Source organism: Streptomyces sp. NBC_00490 (assembly GCF_036013645.1).
GTDB lineage: Bacteria > Actinomycetota > Actinomycetes > Streptomycetales > Streptomycetaceae > Streptomyces > Streptomyces canus_F.
Map to the genome: position 1 here is coordinate 8,451,654 of NZ_CP107869.1, position 14,460 is coordinate 8,466,113.

Genomic DNA, 14,460 nt, shown 5'->3' on the forward strand with positions numbered 1-14,460 from the left:
TCATCCCGCGACCAGCTCGCGCACGTCCTCCAGCAGGACCTCCTCGATCCGGGAGGTGCGCAGCAGCCACAGGATGTCCCGGCCGAACGACCACACCAGCGCGCCCAGCGCCGTCGCGACGACCCCGAACTCCAGGGCGTACGGCAGCAGGCCCGAGGCGGCCAGGAGCAGGAACACACCCTGGAGCGCGGCCACCGTCTTGCGGGCCGTGCTCGGCGGGAGCGGGGCGTTCAGCCACGGCCAGACACGGGCGGCGGCGACGAAGGCGTAGCGCATGCCGCCGATCAGCAGGACCCAGGGGCCGTGCGTCATGGACACGTAGACGCTGAGCACCAGGATCAGGAACGCGTCGACCTCCATGTCGAAGCGGGCGCCGAGCGGGGTGGAGGTGCCGGTGCGGCGGGCGACCTTGCCGTCGACGCCGTCGAGGATCAGGGCCACGGCCGTCAGACCGACGAAGAGGGTGACCGGCGGTGAGCTCTGGAAGGAGTCGGCGACCAGGGCGGTGACCCCGCCGACCAGGGTGGCCCGGCCGAGCGTGACCCGGTTGGCGGGGCCGAAGGAGCGCGGACGGTGGCGGTGCAGGGCCCGGGAGAGCACCGCCCAGGTGGCGGCGGCGAAGACGAGGCCGGTCAGCCAGCCCGCCGGTCCCATGCCGATCGCCGTCCCGAGCAGAGCCAGCAACAGGATCTGCAGACCCGCTCCCACAGCGGTCTCCTGCTGGACCAGCCTTGCGTCGTAAGTGTTGTTCAGGGCCACCGAACATCCTCCGGCCGTGTGACAGAGTCGATCAACGCCGCGTACTGTGCGCGACCTGTGCACACCTCGGTACGTGAACCACTTCCCAAGCGTTCAGGAGGATGCCGATGAAGCGCACCGCGAGTGCTTTCTGGCTCAACAGCCCCGGTGCGGGTGAGATACGTGAGGTCACCCTCCCGGCTCCCTCCGAGGGGGAGGTGCTGGTCCGCGCCCTGTACTCCGGCGTCAGCCGCGGCACGGAGACGCTCGTCTTCCGCGGCGGGGTCCCCGAGAGCCAGCACGCCGCCATGCGGGCGCCGTTCCAGGAGGGCGACTTCCCGGCACCCGTGAAGTACGGCTACCTCAGCGTCGGAGAGGTCGAGGAGGGCCCGGCGGACCTCGTGGGCCGTACGGTCTTCTGCCTCTACCCGCACCAGACGCGCTACGTCGTCCCGGTGACCGCCGTGACCCCGGTGCCCGAGAACGTGCCCGCCGAACGGGCGATCCTCGCCGGCACGGTGGAGACCGCCGTCAACGCCGCCTGGGACGCGGCGCCGCTCGTCGGTGACCGCATCGCCGTGGTCGGCGGCGGCATGATCGGCTGCTCGGTCGCCGCACTGCTGGCCCGCTTCCCCGGCGTACGGATCCAGCTGGTCGACGCCGACCCGGCACGGGCGACCGTCGCGAAGGCCCTGGGCGTCGACTTCGCGCTGCCGCGGGACGCGCTCGGGGGGTGCGACCTCGTCGTCCACGCCAGCGCCACCGAGCAGGGACTGGCCCGCTCCCTGGAGCTGCTGACGCCCGAGGGCACGGTCCTCGAACTCAGTTGGTACGGCGACCGGAAGGTCAGCCTTCCGCTCGGTGAGGCCTTCCACTCCCGGCGGCTCGTCATCCGCAGCAGCCAGGTCGGCACGGTCTCCCCGGCCCGCCGCTCCAGCCGCACGTACGCCGACCGGCTGGCCCTCGCCCTGGAACTGCTCGCCGACCCGGCGCTCGACGCGCTCATCACGGGGGAAAGCGCGTTCGAGGAGCTGCCGCAGGTGATGCCCAGGCTCACTTCCGGGGAAATTCCCGCTCTTTGTCACCGCGTGAGGTACGGCAAGAGCGCCTGACCTGAGAAAAGAGTGAGAGTCGGCTGAACGCGGGGTAGCGAAGGGCCGTACTACTCGGCATCCCCGCCGGCGATCAGCCGGGGGGATCAGACGTGCCGCACCTGGAGGGTCGTCCGTTGTTCAGTGTCACCGTCCGCGATCACATCATGATCGCCCACAGCTTCCGCGGCGAGGTCTTCGGACCCGCACAGCGCCTGCACGGAGCGACGTTCCTCGTGGACGCCACCTTCCGGCGGGAGCAGTTGGACGACGACAACATCGTCGTCGACATCGGACTGGCCACGCAGGAACTCGGAGCCGTCGTCGCCGAGCTGAACTACAGAAACCTCGACAACGAGCCCGACTTCGCCGGGATCAACACGTCGACGGAGTTCCTGGCCAAGGTCATCGCCGACCGGCTCGCCGAGCGGATCGAGAAGGGCGGGCTGGGCGAGGGCGCCCGGGGCATCGCCGCGATCGCCGTCACCCTGCACGAGTCCCATGTCGCGTGGGCGAGTTACGAGCGTGCGCTGTGACCGACGTGACCCTGGAGAAGGCCCCGCAGGCGGCGCTGGGCTATGTGCCCGTGCAGCATTCGGCTCTCAAGAACGCGGACATCGTCCCCATGGCTCTGCGCTCCGTGCACTTCGTCATGCCCGGCGGTGTCGACGACCCGGCCGTGCCGAGCGGCGGCAACGCCTATGACCGGCGCGTGAGTCTGGACCTGCCGGGCTTCGGCTGGCAGGTCCACAAGCACGCGGTGGCGGGCGAGTGGCCCCGGCCGGGCGCCTCGGCCCGAGCGGAACTGGCCGGTGTGCTGCGGGGGCTGCCGGACGACACCGTGGTCCTGATGGACGGCCTGGTCGCCTGCGGAGTCCCGGAGATCGTCGTACCGGAGGCGGAGCGGCTGCGGCTCGCGGTCCTCGTCCACCTCCCCCTCGGCGACGAGACCGGCCTCGATCCCGTCCTGGCCGCCGAGCTGGACGCGAAGGAGCGCGCGGTGCTCCGCGCGGTCCCCGCCGTCGTCGCCACCAGCGACTGGGCGGTCCGCCGCCTCGTCTCCCACCACGGCCTGGCCCCCGACCGGGTCCATGTCGCCGCCCCCGGCGCCGACATCGCCCCCCTCGCCTCCGGCACCGACGGCCTGTCCCGGCTGCTGTGCGTCGCCGCGGTGACACCCCGCAAGGGACAGCACCGGCTGGTGGAGGCGCTGGCCACGGTCCGGGACCTGCCGTGGAGCTGCGTGTGCGTCGGCGGCCTCGCCCAGGACCCGGAGTACGTGGCCGACCTGCGGGCCCTGATCGCGAAGTACGGCCTGGAACACCGGCTGCACTTGGCCGGACCGCAGGCCGGGGCCGAACTCGACGCCAGCTACGCCGCCGCCGACCTGATGGTCCTCACCTCCTACGCCGAGACCTACGGCATGGCGGTCACCGAGGCCCTCGCCCGCGGCATCCCGGTGCTGGCCACCGACGTCGGCGGGCTGCCCGAGGCGGTCGGCCGCGCCCCCGACGGCGGCGTGCCCGGCATCCTCGTCCCGCCGGAGGACCCCGCCGCCCTCGCCGCGGAACTGCGCGGCTGGTTCGGCGAGGCGGACGTACGACGCCGGCTGAAGGCGGCTGCCCGGGGCCGGCGGGCCGCCCTGGACGGCTGGGCGACCACGGCCCGCAGCCTGGCCGGAGTACTGGGCCGACTGCCGAGCGAACCCAGGAGGACGGCATGAGGAAGACGGCTACGACACAGCGCGCGGGAAGGATTCCGGCGCAGGCGGGACCGAGGGACGTGGCAGGAGTGGAGTCCGAGACGGGGAACCCGACGTCCTCGGTGTCATCGGCGTCCGCGGGCCCCGGCACCGACGCGCAGTCCGTGATCCCCGGCGCCGGCCCCGCGGCCCGCCCCGGCGAGCGGCCCACCGTACGGCTGCGCGAGGACGGGCCCGAGGAGCAGCCCCGGTACGCGCCCGAGTGGCTGGAGCTGCGCGAGCCCGCCGACGCCGGCGCGCGCTCGATCGACCTGCTCGACCCGCTGCGGATCCGGCTCGCCAACCTGCCCGGCAAGGCCGGGGTGACCGTGCACGACCTCGGGTGCGGTACCGGGTCGATGGGCCGCTGGCTCGCACCCCGCCTCGACGGCCCCCAGCACTGGGTGCTGCACGACCGCGACCCCTACCTGCTGCACTTCGCGGCCGTCGCCTCCGCGCGGGTCGCCGCGGACGGCAGCCGGGTCACCGTCGAGACCCGGCGCGGTGACGTCGGCCGGCTGACCCCGGACGCCCTCGCGGGCGCCTCCCTGGTGACGGCCTCCGCACTCCTGGACGTCCTCACCCGCGAGGAGATCGAGACCCTGGCCGCCGCCTGCACCGGCGCCGGCTGCCCCGCCCTGCTCACGCTCTCCGTGGCCGGCCGCGTCGACTTCTCCCCGTCCGACCCGATGGACACCGAGATCGCCGAGGCGTTCAACGCCCACCAGCGGCGCGCGGGCCTGCTCGGCCCGGACGCGGTCACGGTGGCCTGCGAGGCCTTCTCCGAACTCGGCGCGACGGTACGGCTGAACCCGAGCCCCTGGCGGCTGGGCCCCGCCGAGTCCGCGCTCACGGCCCAGTGGCTGCGCGGCTGGGTCGGCGCCGCGGTGGAACAGCGCCCGGAGCTGCGCGAGCGCGCGGACCGTTACCTCCGCGCCCGCCTGGAGGCCTGCGAGGCGGGCGAGTTGAGCGTGGTCGTCCACCACACCGACCTGCTGGCGCTGTCCCGCCCGACGGACGGGGCGGCATGAGCGTGGAGACGGTACGGGCGGCCCACGCGGGCCTGCGGGGGCCTGGCCGACGCAGGCGCTGGGCCGGGGTGACCCGGGGGCGCGGCCGTGTCGCGGTGACGCCGGTGGACGCGACCGCGCCGGTGCGGGGCATGGCCGGCTTCCCGGCCCGTACGGCGGTGGAGGAACGGTACGCCGACCCGGCTGCCGGCGGGGCACGTCCCGAGGCCGGTACCGCCACCGTCGCCCTTCCGCCCGCCAAGGCCGTCCCGCCACCGCCCGTCGCCGTCTCCGGTGACCGCATCGGCGTGATCGTCGCCGCCCCGCGGCCCGCCACCACGCAGGCCGCCCCCGGCGCCTCCTGGTGGCGAAACGTTCTCGCCCGCCTCAAGTCCCCCGCCGTGCGCACCCACGTGGGCAGTGCTGTCGGCGTGATCATCCTCGCCGTTCTGCTGTGGCGGCTCGGCACCGGCGTCTTCCTCGACGGGCTGCGCCGGATCGACGGGGCGACCCTGCTCGCCGCGCTCGGGATCGGCGTGGTCACCACCGTCTTCAGCGCCTGGCGCTGGCAGCTGGTCGCCCGGAGCCTGAAGATCCGGCTGCCCCTCGGTGCGGCCGTGGCCTCGTACTACCGGGCCCTGTTCCTCAACGCCGCCCTGCCCGGCGGCGTTCTCGGCGATGTGCACCGGGCGGTACGGCACGGACGCAGCACCCAGGAGCTCGGGCGCTGTGTGCGGGCCGTCGTCCTCGAACGGATCGCCGGGCAGCTCGCGTTGGCGGTCGTCGGCGCCGCGGTGCTGCTGACCATGCCGTCACCGGTGCTCGCCCAGGCCCGCCACCTCGCGCCGCTGCTGGTGTTCGCCACGCTGGGCGCGCTGGCCGTCGTGCTGGCCCTGCGGATGAACCGGGCGCCCTCACGGGCCGGCAAGGCCCTGCGCGAGGCCCGCGAGGGGCTGCTGTCGCGGCAGAACGGGCCCGGTGTGGCCCTGTCCTCCGCCGTCGTCCTCGCCGGACACCTCGGGATGTTCGTGCTCGCCGCCCGCGTCGCCGGTTCCGCCGCCTCCGTCGCCGTCCTGCTGCCCATCGCCGTGCTCGCCCTGCTCGCCATGGGCCTGCCGCTCAACGTCGGCGGCTGGGGCCCCCGCGAGGGCGTCACCGCCTGGGCGTTCGGCGCCGCCGGGCTGGGCGCCGGCAGCGGGCTGGCCGTCGCCGTCGTCTACGGGGTGCTCTCGCTCGCGGCCAGCCTGCCCGGCGTCATCGTCCTGCTGGCCCGCTATCCGCGGGCCGAATCGCCGTCGGAGGTGAGCAGTGAGAAATATGTGCCGAAGGAATCCGCCAGGCTCGCAAGCAGCGCTTTGCCCTTTTCCGCCGAACCCAGCGAAGGACGGCCGATGACACCGGAATCGGTATAGGCGGACATACCGAGGGTGAGCAGATGACGTCGGTCGTCGGCGACGAAATCGGATGTCTCATAACCGGGTCGGACGAATTCGGGATGAGCGTGCAGAAGGATGGAGGTCTCGATTTCCCCCGCATGCATGTCGGTGAGCAGCGAGGTGACCACCCCCGCCTGCTCCCGGGCCGCCTCCCAGTCCTCCGGGGCCGGGAACAGCGCCATTCGCTCGCCGCGGGCGGAGGATTCCTGAACGACGTTGCCCAGTACGTAGTTTCCGCCGTGCCCGTTGACCACGACCAGGGTCTCGACGCCGGACCGGCGGAGCGAAGACGCTATGTCCCGTATCACCGAGTGAAGGGTCACCGAGGAGATGCTGACGGTTCCCGCCCACGCCGCGTGCTCGTGCGAGCAGGAGATCGTCACGGGAGGGAGAAGGTGTACCGGGTACGCCGCGGCGATCTCCCGGGCGACGGCGCAGGCGACGAGCGTGTCGGTCGCCAGCGGAAGGTACGGGCCGTGCTGTTCGAAGCTCCCGACGGGAAGGACGGCGACCTGTCGTGAGACACCCTCGCCCCGCGCCCGTACGTCTTCCGTGGTGTCCGCCGGCAACGTACCGTGCTCCGCCGACCGCGTTTGCGAACCACTCATTCTTTCACGGCCTTTCGTCTCTGCTTAGGAACTCGAGAATCATGACAGAAAAAGTTGGCGTACTCGGCAAGAAGACCCCACAGCGCACGGGCGTGGAACGCGTCGTGAATGCTCCGCTGCCCACCGTGTACGGTGAATTCAGGGCGGTCGGTTACCTCGACCACGATCGCGGTGACGAGCAAGTGGCCCTGGTCTACGGCGAGATCGGCGCGGACGAGGTCCTGACCCGGCTGCACTCGGAATGCCTGACCGGTGACGCCTTCGGCTCCCGGCACTGCGAGTGCGGCGAACAACTCGACTCGGCGCTGCGGGCCGTCGTCGCCGAGGGCAGCGGCATCGTCGTCTATCTGCGGGGCCACGAGGGCCGCGGCATCGGACTGCTCGCCAAGCTGCGCGCCATGGCCCTGCAGGCGGAGGGCCTGGACACCGTCGAGGCGAACCTCGCCCTCGGCCTGCCGGTGGACGCCCGCGACTACGGCGTCGCCGCCGGGATGCTGCACGACCTCGGCGTGCGCTCGGTGCGGCTGATGTCCAACAACCCGGACAAGCGCGCGGCGCTGGTGCGCCACGGCATCGAGGTCGCCGAGACCGTCCCGCTGCTGATAGCGCCGTGCGAGAGCAACATCACCTACCTGCGCACCAAGCGGGAACGGCTGGACCACCACCTGCCGCATCTGGACGCGGTGGCCCACCTGTCCTGATTACGGGCGGCGGAGTCCGGACAGGAAGAGGGGACCGGCCCCGACACCCCTGGGAGGCTCGCTCGTGAGGACGCAGGCGAACGTCGTGGTGATCGGCGGCGGAGTGATGGGCGCGAGCATCGCCTACCACCTCGCCGCCGCCGGTGTCCGCGACGTCGTCCTCGTCGAACGCGACGAACTGGCCTCCGGGTCCACCTCGAAGGCGGCCGGAGGGGTGCGGGCCCAGTTCTCCGACGCCCTCAACGTGCAGCTCGGCGCGCGCAGCCTGGAGGCGTTCGGCCGGTTCCACCAGGAGGTCGGCCACGACATCGGCCTGCACCGCGTCGGCTATCTGTTCCTGCTGTCGACGCCCGAGGACGTGGCCTCCTTCGAGGCGGGGGTGCGCCTGCAGAACTCCCTCGGTGTGCCCAGCCGCATGCTCACCCCGAAGGAGGCCCGCAAGCTCTCCCCGCTGATCACCACCGACGGGCTGCTGGCCGCCGCCTTCTCGCCGGACGACGGCCACTGCACCCCCGAGGCCGTCGTCCACGGCTACGCCTCCGCCGCCCGCGCCCTGGGCGCCCGCGTCCTGCGGCACACCGAGGTCACCGGCATCACCGTGCGGGGCGACACCATCAGGGCCGTCGAGACGACGCTCGGCACCATCTCCACCGACACGGTGGTCTGCGCGGCCGGCGCCTGGTCGCGCGCGATCGGGAAGATGGTCGGGGTGGACCTCCCGGTGGAGCCGCTGCGCCGCCAGATCGCGGTCACCGAGCCGGTCCGGGGTCTGCCGCCCGGCCTGCCGATGACCATCGACTTCAGCAGCACCCTCTACTTCCACCGCGAGGGCCCCGGCCTCCTGCTGGGCATGTCCGACCCCGACGAGCGCCCCGGCTTCGCCACCGACACCCACGACCGCTGGATCCCCCGCCTCGCCGCCGCCATGGAGCACCGCGCCCCCGCCCTCCTGGACCTGCGCCGCACCGGCGGCTGGGCGGGCCTGTACGAGGTCACCCCGGACCGCAACGCCCTGATCGGCGAGGCGACTTCGGTATCCCGTTTTCTGTATGCGACCGGCTTCTCCGGTCATGGTTTCCTCCAGGGACCGGCCGTCGGCGAGGTCGTCCGTGACCTGTGCCTGGGCCGCGTACCCTTCGTGGACGTCAGCCCGTTGAACGCCGGCCGGTTCGCGGCCGACGCCCCGCGCCCGGAGGCCAACTGCGTATGACCGAACTCCATCTGTGGCTGCGCCACGAGGACCGTCCCACCGAACGGCGCACACCCGTCGTGCCGTCCGACGCCCGCAGGCTCGTCGAGAGCGGGGTGACCCTGACCGTCGAGGAGTCCCCGCAGCGGATCTTCCCGATCGAGGAGTACGAGGCCGTCGGCGCCCGGATCGCACCCACGGGCTCTTGGGTGGCGGCGCCGGCGTCGGCGGTCGTCCTCGGTCTGAAGGAACTCCCCGACGCGCCCGCCGAGTTGCCGCACCGGCACATCTTCTTCGGGCACGCCTACAAGCAGCAGCCGGGCGCCGAGGCACTGCTCCGCCGGTTCGCCGCCGGGGGAGGGGCGCTCCTCGACCTGGAGTACCTGGTCGACGACGACGGTCGCCGGCTCGCCGCCTTCGGGTACTGGGCGGGCTATCTGGGCGCCGCCCTGGCGGTGCTCCAGCACCGGGGCCGGCTCGTCGCACCGCTCACGCCCACCTCCAAGGAGGAGCTCGACGAGACCCTCCGGCCCGCCGCCGGGGACGAGGAGTTCACCGCGCTCGTCATTGGCGCCCTGGGCCGCAGCGGACGCGGCGCCCACGTCGCCCTCCGGGCCGCCGGGCTCGACCCCACCTGCTGGGACCTGGCGGAGACCCGCGACCTGGACCGCGCGGCCCTGCTGGCGCACGACGCGATGGTGAACTGCGTCCTCGCCACCACCCCGGTCCCGCCCTTCCTCCGGGAAGCGGACCTGGACGACCCCGCCCGCCGGCTGCGCACCCTCTGCGACGTCACCTGCGACGTCGGTTCGCCCCTGAACGTCCTGCCGGTCTACGACCGCACCACCGAGTGGGACGAGCCGGTACGCCGGCTCCGCAAGGAGCCGCCGCTGGACCTCATCGCCATCGACAACCTGCCCTCGCTGCTGCCGAAGGAGTCCAGCGAGGGCTTCTCGGGGCAGTTGCTGCCGCTGCTGCTGGACTTCGGGACCGGTGGCCCGTGGGGGCGCTGCCTGGACCGGTTCCGTGCGGCCCGCCGGGAACTCGGCATCGCTGAAGGGGAGTCGCGCCATGTCTGAGCTGGTTCCGGCGAGCGGCACCGTCCACTGGATCGGCACCGGACTGTCCACGGGCAGCGGGTTGGCCCGGGTGTGCGGGGCGGCCGAGCGGGTGCGGGTGTGGCACCGCACCGAGGAGCGCGCGGCCGAGGCCCTGGACCGGTTGGGGCTCACCGGTCGCGCCGAGCCCCGCGCGTACACCCTTCCCGCGCTGACGGAGCAGCTCGCGCCCGGGGACGTCGTCGTGTCGATGCTGCCCGCACCGGAGCACGCCGCGATCCTGGCCGCGTGCGTCGCGCGGAAGGCGCACTTCGCCTGCTCCAGCTATGTGTCGGACGCGGTGCTGGAACAGGTGCCCGCGGCCCTCGCCGCCGGGGTCGTCGTCCTCACCGAGGCCGGGCTCGACCCGGGCATCGACCACCTCTACGCGCACAGCCTCGTCGCCCGCGCCCGGGACGCGATCGGCGACGGTACGGCGGCCTCGTACCGCCTCACCTCCTACTGCGGCGGCATCCCCGCGGTGCCGAACGACTTCCGGTACCGCTTCAGCTGGGCGCCCCTCGGAGTCCTGGGCGCCCTGCGCTCGCCCGCCCGGTACATCGAGGACGGTGCCGAGACCACCTCCGCGCGGCCGTGGGAGGCGACCCGGCGCCATGTCGTCGACGGGGAGGGCTTCGAGGTCTATCCGAACCGCGACAGCGTGCCGTTCGTCGAGCAGTACGGGATGCCGCCCGCCTGGAAGGCGCGGTCCTTCGTGCGGGGCACCCTGCGGCTGGAGGGGTGGCTGCGGGCCTGGGACGCCGTCTTCGAGGAGCTCAAGGGCGGTGACGACGCCCGGATCGCCGCGCTGGCACGGGAGTTGGCGGCGGCCTATCCGACCACGGACACCGACCGCGACCGGGTCGTGCTCGCCGTGTCGCTGGATGTGCGGGGCCCGGAGGGGCAGACGTGGTCGGGCGGCTATCTGCTGGATCTGGTGGGGGACGAGGAGGAGAGCGCGATGGCCCGCTGTGTCTCCCGCACCCTCGCCCTCGGCGTGCGCCACGTCCTGGACGGCTCGCTGCCGCCCGGCCTCAGCCGGGCCGCCGAGACGGCGGCACGGTCGGAGGAGTGGCTGCGGGAACTCGCCCTGGAGGGCGTGGAGTTCACGCTGCGGGTGGACGCCTGATCACTCGACCACGGCCTCGTGCACCAGCCGTCTGAGATCCGGGTTGAGCTTCAGGGATTTCGGCCGCACCTGGGTGTAGAACTGCACGGTCAGATCGTGGCCGGGGTCGACCCAGAAGGTCGTGGAAGCGGCTCCGCTCCAGCCGAACGTGCCCGGGCTCGTGGGCGCGAGGGTACGGGCGGGGTCGATCACCACCGAAACGCTGAGACCGAAGCCGACACCGTCGTTGTTGGGCTCGTCGTGGGCCGGCCTGCTGCCGAAGGCGCGCAGGTCGGCGCCGCCGGGAAGGTGGTTCCTGGTCATCAGGTCCACCGTCTCGGGGGCGAGCAGGCGGGTGCCGTCGAGTTCGCCGCGACGGCGCAGCATCTCCATGAAGCGGTGCATGTCGTGCGCGGAGGCCACCATGCCGCCGCTGCCGGAGAGGAACCGGGGCCGGCCGCGGAGCGGAAGTCCGGGGACCGGCTCGATGCCGCCGTCGTCCTTCTCGCCGTACAACTCGGAGAGCCTGACCGCCTGTTCGTCCGTGACGCTCAGGCCGGCGTCGGTCATGCCGAGCGGTCCGAAGACCCGCTCGGCGAAGAAGGCGTCCAGCGGCTGTCCGGACACCACCTCGATGACCCGGCCGAGCACATTGGAGGCGACCGAGTAGTTCCACTGCGTGCCCGGCTCGAACTGGAGCGGCAGGCTCGCGTACACGTCGACCGTCTCGGCCAGGGTCGTGCCCGGCACCACCGACGACTCCAGACCGGCCTCGCGGTACAGGGCGTCGACCGGATGGGAGTGGTAGAAGGCGAAGGTCAGACCGGCCGTGTGGGTCATCAAGTGCCGTATCAGCACGGGCTGTTCGGCGGGCCGGGTGACCATGTCGGAGCCCGAGCCGCTGACATGGACCCGGGCGTCGGCGAAGGCCGGCAGATACCGGGCGACCGGGTCGTCCAGCGACAGCCTCCCCTCCTCCACCAGGATCAGCGCGGCCACCGCGGTGACGGGCTTGGTCATGGAGTAGATCCGCCACAGGGTGTCCGGCTCGACGGGCAGTCCGGCGGCGAGATCGCGGTGGCCGAGCGCCGTGAGGTGGGCGACGCGGCCGCCGCGGGCGACGGCCACCAGGAAGCCGGGCATGCGTCCCTCGTCGACGTAGTGGGCGAGGTGCTGGTCGAGGCGGTCCAGCGCCTTCGCGTCCAGTCCGGCCTCACCCGGGTCGACTTCCTGCCGCAGCTGTGCCATCGCTCTCCTCCGCTCGCGTTCGTCGAGGTGCGATCCGGCATACCCCGCCGCGACGACCTCAGACCTCATCGTCGCGCAGGAATCTCCGAACGATCGCCCGGTCGACCTCGATCGGTGATCGTGGCACGGAAACCCGCCGCCGGCACCACGCCCACCAGTGCGACAGCGGCGAACGTGACGAGTGACACCTCCGTGGCGGCGAGAGCCACCCCGAGCGTCGGCCCGACGTTCATCGCGGTCTGCTGCAGCCCGCCCGCCACCCCGGCCGACCCGACCGGGCTCTCCCGCACGACGACATGGGTGGCCGCCACCATGACGGTCCCGAACCCCGCCCCCAGCAGGGCGAATCCGGCGGCCAGCGCGAACGCGCCGGACGCGTGGGAGAGCAGCAGGATCCCGGCGGCGAGAACCGCCGTCGCGGTCGTCGTGGTGCGGCGGGCTCCCGCCCGGCGCAGCAGCACGGGGCACGTCGCGGCGGCGGCCACCATCAGCACCGCCAGCGGGAGGCAGCGCAGGGCGCTCCGGAAGGGGTCGAGGCCGAGCGTGTACTGCAGGGTGTACGTGCTCACGAACAGCGTGCCCGACAGGGCGGCCGACGCGGCGACCAGGACGCCGAGCGGTGCGCCGGGGACGGTACGCGGTATCAGCGGGCTCGCGGTGCGGCGCTCGTGGCGTACGAAGGCGACGCCGGTCACCGCGGTCACCGCCAGGCCGAGCCAGTGCGGGGAGACCAGCGTATGGACCAGGAAACCCAGGGTCACCGCGAGCAGGGCGGCACCGGGCAGGTCCAGCCGGACCGCGGTGGCCCGCTCCGGTTCCCGCACCGCCAGGGCGAGCACGCCGAACACCAGCGCTGGCACGACGTTGACGAAGAACACCGCGCGCCACCCGGACCCGGCCACCAGTACTCCGCCGACCAGCGGGCCGACCGCGGCCGCCACCCCGATCGCCGCGGTGCGCAGGGCGATGGGCCCCCGGAGCCGGTCCGGCGGGTAGGCGACGCGCAGCATGCCGAGGGTCGCGGGTTGCAGCAGCGCCCCGAACACCCCCTGGACGACCCGCAGTCCGATCACCCAGCCGACGCCGGGCGCCAGTCCGATGCCCGCCGACGCCATCCCGAAGCCGAGCATGCCGATCCCGAAGAGCCGCCGGTGTCCGTAGCGGTCGCCGAGCCGTCCCGCGAACACCAGCAGACTCGCCACCGCGATGAGATAGCCGGTGCTGGTCCACTGGACCTGGGCGTAGGAGGCGCCCAGGTCCCTTTGCAGGGTGGGCTGGGCGATGGTGAGGACCGTGCCGTCGAGGGCGACGATCACGGCTCCGGTCACGCTGGCCGCGAGGACGAGACGAGGATTCACTTGCCCTCCCGGCCGAGGTGCGCGTCGAGGGCCTGGCGCAGGACAGGCGCCAAGTTGTCGGTGCCTGTGGCCAGTTGGAGGCTGCCCCAGCCCCACAGCTGGGCGATGCCGTGCAGGTTCGCCCACAACGCCCCGGCGACGAGGCGGGCGTCCACGTCCGGGCGGGCCAGGGCGACCAGTTCCACCAGGCGGCCGAAGAGCGGCAGGCTGGTGTCCCTGAGGCCCAGATGACCGCTCTCCAGCAGATCGTGACGGAACATCAGCTCGTACATGCCACGGTTGTCCAGCGCGAACCGCAGATAGACCCGCCCCAGCTCCGACAGCCGGTCGCGCGGGCTCGCGGCGCCGTCGTCGGCCGCCCCCACCAGCTCCGCCAGCTCGCCGAAGCCGTGGCGCGCGATGGCCGACAGCAGCTCCAGATGGGTCGGGAAGTAGCGGCGCGGCGCACCGTGCGAGACGCCCGCCCGGCGGGCGATCTCCCGCAGGGTCAGCGCCTGCACGCCCTCCCGGGCCACCAACTCCACCCCGACCTCGACCAGCCGGGCCCGCAGCCCGCTCTCCGGTTCATGCATAGACAGTGTCTACCAGGGTAGGTAGACACTGTCTACCCGCTTCCCTTCCGGGAATGCGCGCACCCCCTGTGCCGGTTGACCCAGGCATGACTCAGGACGCGACGCAGAACGCACTGCTCGGGCTGCTCTCCGACGGCCACGGCGGGGTGCTGGTCACCCTCAAACGCGACGGCCGGCCCCAGCTGTCGAACGTCAGCCACGCCTACTACCCCGACGAGCGGATCATCCGGGTCTCGATCACGGACGACCGCGCCAAGACCCGCAACCTGCGCCGCGATCCGAGGGCGTCCTACCATGTGACCGCCGCGGACCGGTGGGCGTACACGGTCGCCGAGGGGACGGCCGAGCTCACGCCGGTGGCGCGGGACCCGTACGACGAGACCGTCGAGGAGCTCGTCCGGCTGTACCGCGACGTCGGGGGCGAGCACCCCGACTGGGACGAGTACCGGGCCGCGATGGTCCGCGACCGGCGGCTGGTGCTGCGGCTGAAGGTGGAACGGGCGTACGGGATCCCCAAGGGTGCCAACCTGGGCTGAGGCACGGGGCGTCGCGGCCGGGCCCGA

The 14,460-nt window shown here is 72.9% G+C and carries 14 protein-coding genes and 1 pseudogene; 10 read left to right on the forward strand and 5 right to left on the reverse strand.

Annotated features, from left to right (window positions below; all coding sequences use genetic code 11):
- Positions 1 to 759, reverse strand: a complete 759-nt coding sequence (locus tag OG381_RS38475; RefSeq protein ID WP_327720587.1) for a CDP-alcohol phosphatidyltransferase family protein — start codon at positions 757 to 759, stop codon at positions 1 to 3.
- 107 nt (positions 760 to 866) lie between these two features.
- On the opposite strand from OG381_RS38475, the gene OG381_RS38480 reads away from it, so the two are divergent.
- From OG381_RS38480 to OG381_RS38500, 5 genes and pseudogenes are all read left to right on the forward strand, one after another.
- Entirely contained in the window at positions 867 to 1,850 is a 984-nt protein-coding gene (locus tag OG381_RS38480; RefSeq protein WP_327720588.1) for a dehydrogenase, read from the forward strand.
- A gap of 116 nt (positions 1,851 to 1,966) precedes the next feature.
- Positions 1,967 to 2,365 carry a 6-pyruvoyl trahydropterin synthase family protein gene (locus tag OG381_RS38485; RefSeq protein ID WP_266820580.1) on the forward strand — a complete coding sequence of 133 codons (399 nt, stop codon included), beginning with the start codon at positions 1,967 to 1,969 and terminating at the stop codon, positions 2,363 to 2,365.
- Positions 2,362 to 3,552: a glycosyltransferase family 4 protein gene (locus tag OG381_RS38490; protein WP_327720589.1), complete on the forward strand. Its 1,191-nt coding sequence runs from the start codon at positions 2,362 to 2,364 to the stop codon at positions 3,550 to 3,552. Before OG381_RS38485 ends, OG381_RS38490 begins: the two co-directional genes overlap by 4 nt.
- Positions 3,549 to 4,601 carry a class I SAM-dependent methyltransferase gene (locus OG381_RS38495; RefSeq protein WP_327720590.1) on the forward strand — a complete coding sequence of 351 codons (1,053 nt, stop codon included), beginning with the start codon at positions 3,549 to 3,551 and terminating at the stop codon, positions 4,599 to 4,601. Before OG381_RS38490 ends, OG381_RS38495 begins: the two co-directional genes overlap by 4 nt.
- A 131-nt stretch (positions 4,602 to 4,732) precedes the next feature.
- Positions 4,733 to 5,815, forward strand: a pseudogene (locus tag OG381_RS38500) (lysylphosphatidylglycerol synthase transmembrane domain-containing protein); the annotation flags it as partial.
- 38 nt (positions 5,816 to 5,853) lie between these two features.
- Here OG381_RS38500 and OG381_RS38505 read toward each other — a convergent pair.
- Positions 5,854 to 6,624 carry a creatininase family protein gene (locus OG381_RS38505; RefSeq protein ID WP_327720591.1) on the reverse strand — a complete coding sequence of 257 codons (771 nt, stop codon included), beginning with the start codon at positions 6,622 to 6,624 and terminating at the stop codon, positions 5,854 to 5,856.
- A 41-nt stretch (positions 6,625 to 6,665) separates the two neighbouring features.
- On the opposite strand from OG381_RS38505, the gene ribA reads away from it, so the two are divergent.
- The 4 genes from ribA (at position 6,666) to OG381_RS38525 (ending at position 10,740) form a co-directional block, all read left to right on the forward strand.
- Complete coding sequence (ribA, locus tag OG381_RS38510) at positions 6,666 to 7,325, forward strand: GTP cyclohydrolase II (protein WP_327720592.1); 660 nt, start codon at positions 6,666 to 6,668, stop codon at positions 7,323 to 7,325.
- Between the two features lie 64 nt (positions 7,326 to 7,389).
- Positions 7,390 to 8,535: an NAD(P)/FAD-dependent oxidoreductase gene (locus tag OG381_RS38515; RefSeq protein WP_327720593.1), complete on the forward strand. Its 1,146-nt coding sequence runs from the start codon at positions 7,390 to 7,392 to the stop codon at positions 8,533 to 8,535.
- Entirely contained in the window at positions 8,532 to 9,593 is a 1,062-nt protein-coding gene (locus tag OG381_RS38520) for a saccharopine dehydrogenase (RefSeq protein ID WP_327720594.1), read from the forward strand. Before OG381_RS38515 ends, OG381_RS38520 begins: the two co-directional genes overlap by 4 nt.
- On the forward strand, positions 9,586 to 10,740 hold the full coding sequence (locus OG381_RS38525; RefSeq protein ID WP_327720595.1) for a saccharopine dehydrogenase family protein: 1,155 nt from the start codon (positions 9,586 to 9,588) through the stop codon (positions 10,738 to 10,740). Before OG381_RS38520 ends, OG381_RS38525 begins: the two co-directional genes overlap by 8 nt.
- On the opposite strand, the gene OG381_RS38530 is transcribed toward OG381_RS38525, so the two are convergent.
- The 3 genes from OG381_RS38530 to OG381_RS38540 all read right to left on the reverse strand — a co-directional run bounded on the left by OG381_RS38530 (position 10,741) and on the right by OG381_RS38540 (position 13,897).
- Positions 10,741 to 11,967, reverse strand: a complete 1,227-nt coding sequence (locus OG381_RS38530) for a serine hydrolase domain-containing protein (protein WP_327720596.1) — start codon at positions 11,965 to 11,967, stop codon at positions 10,741 to 10,743. It lies immediately after the preceding gene.
- A gap of 65 nt (positions 11,968 to 12,032) precedes the next feature.
- Positions 12,033 to 13,325 carry an MFS transporter gene (locus tag OG381_RS38535; RefSeq protein WP_327720597.1) on the reverse strand — a complete coding sequence of 431 codons (1,293 nt, stop codon included), beginning with the start codon at positions 13,323 to 13,325 and terminating at the stop codon, positions 12,033 to 12,035.
- Positions 13,322 to 13,897, reverse strand: coding sequence for a TetR/AcrR family transcriptional regulator (locus OG381_RS38540; protein WP_327720598.1), 576 nt, complete (start codon positions 13,895 to 13,897; stop codon positions 13,322 to 13,324). The genes OG381_RS38535 and OG381_RS38540 overlap by 4 nt, the downstream gene beginning before the upstream one ends.
- An 86-nt stretch (positions 13,898 to 13,983) precedes the next feature.
- Between OG381_RS38540 and OG381_RS38545 the strand changes: the two genes are divergently transcribed.
- The gene (locus OG381_RS38545) at positions 13,984 to 14,433 is read left to right on the forward strand and encodes a PPOX class F420-dependent oxidoreductase (protein WP_327720599.1); all 450 of its coding nucleotides are present in this window, start codon (positions 13,984 to 13,986) and stop codon (positions 14,431 to 14,433) included.
- Positions 14,434 to 14,460 lie beyond the last annotated feature (27 nt).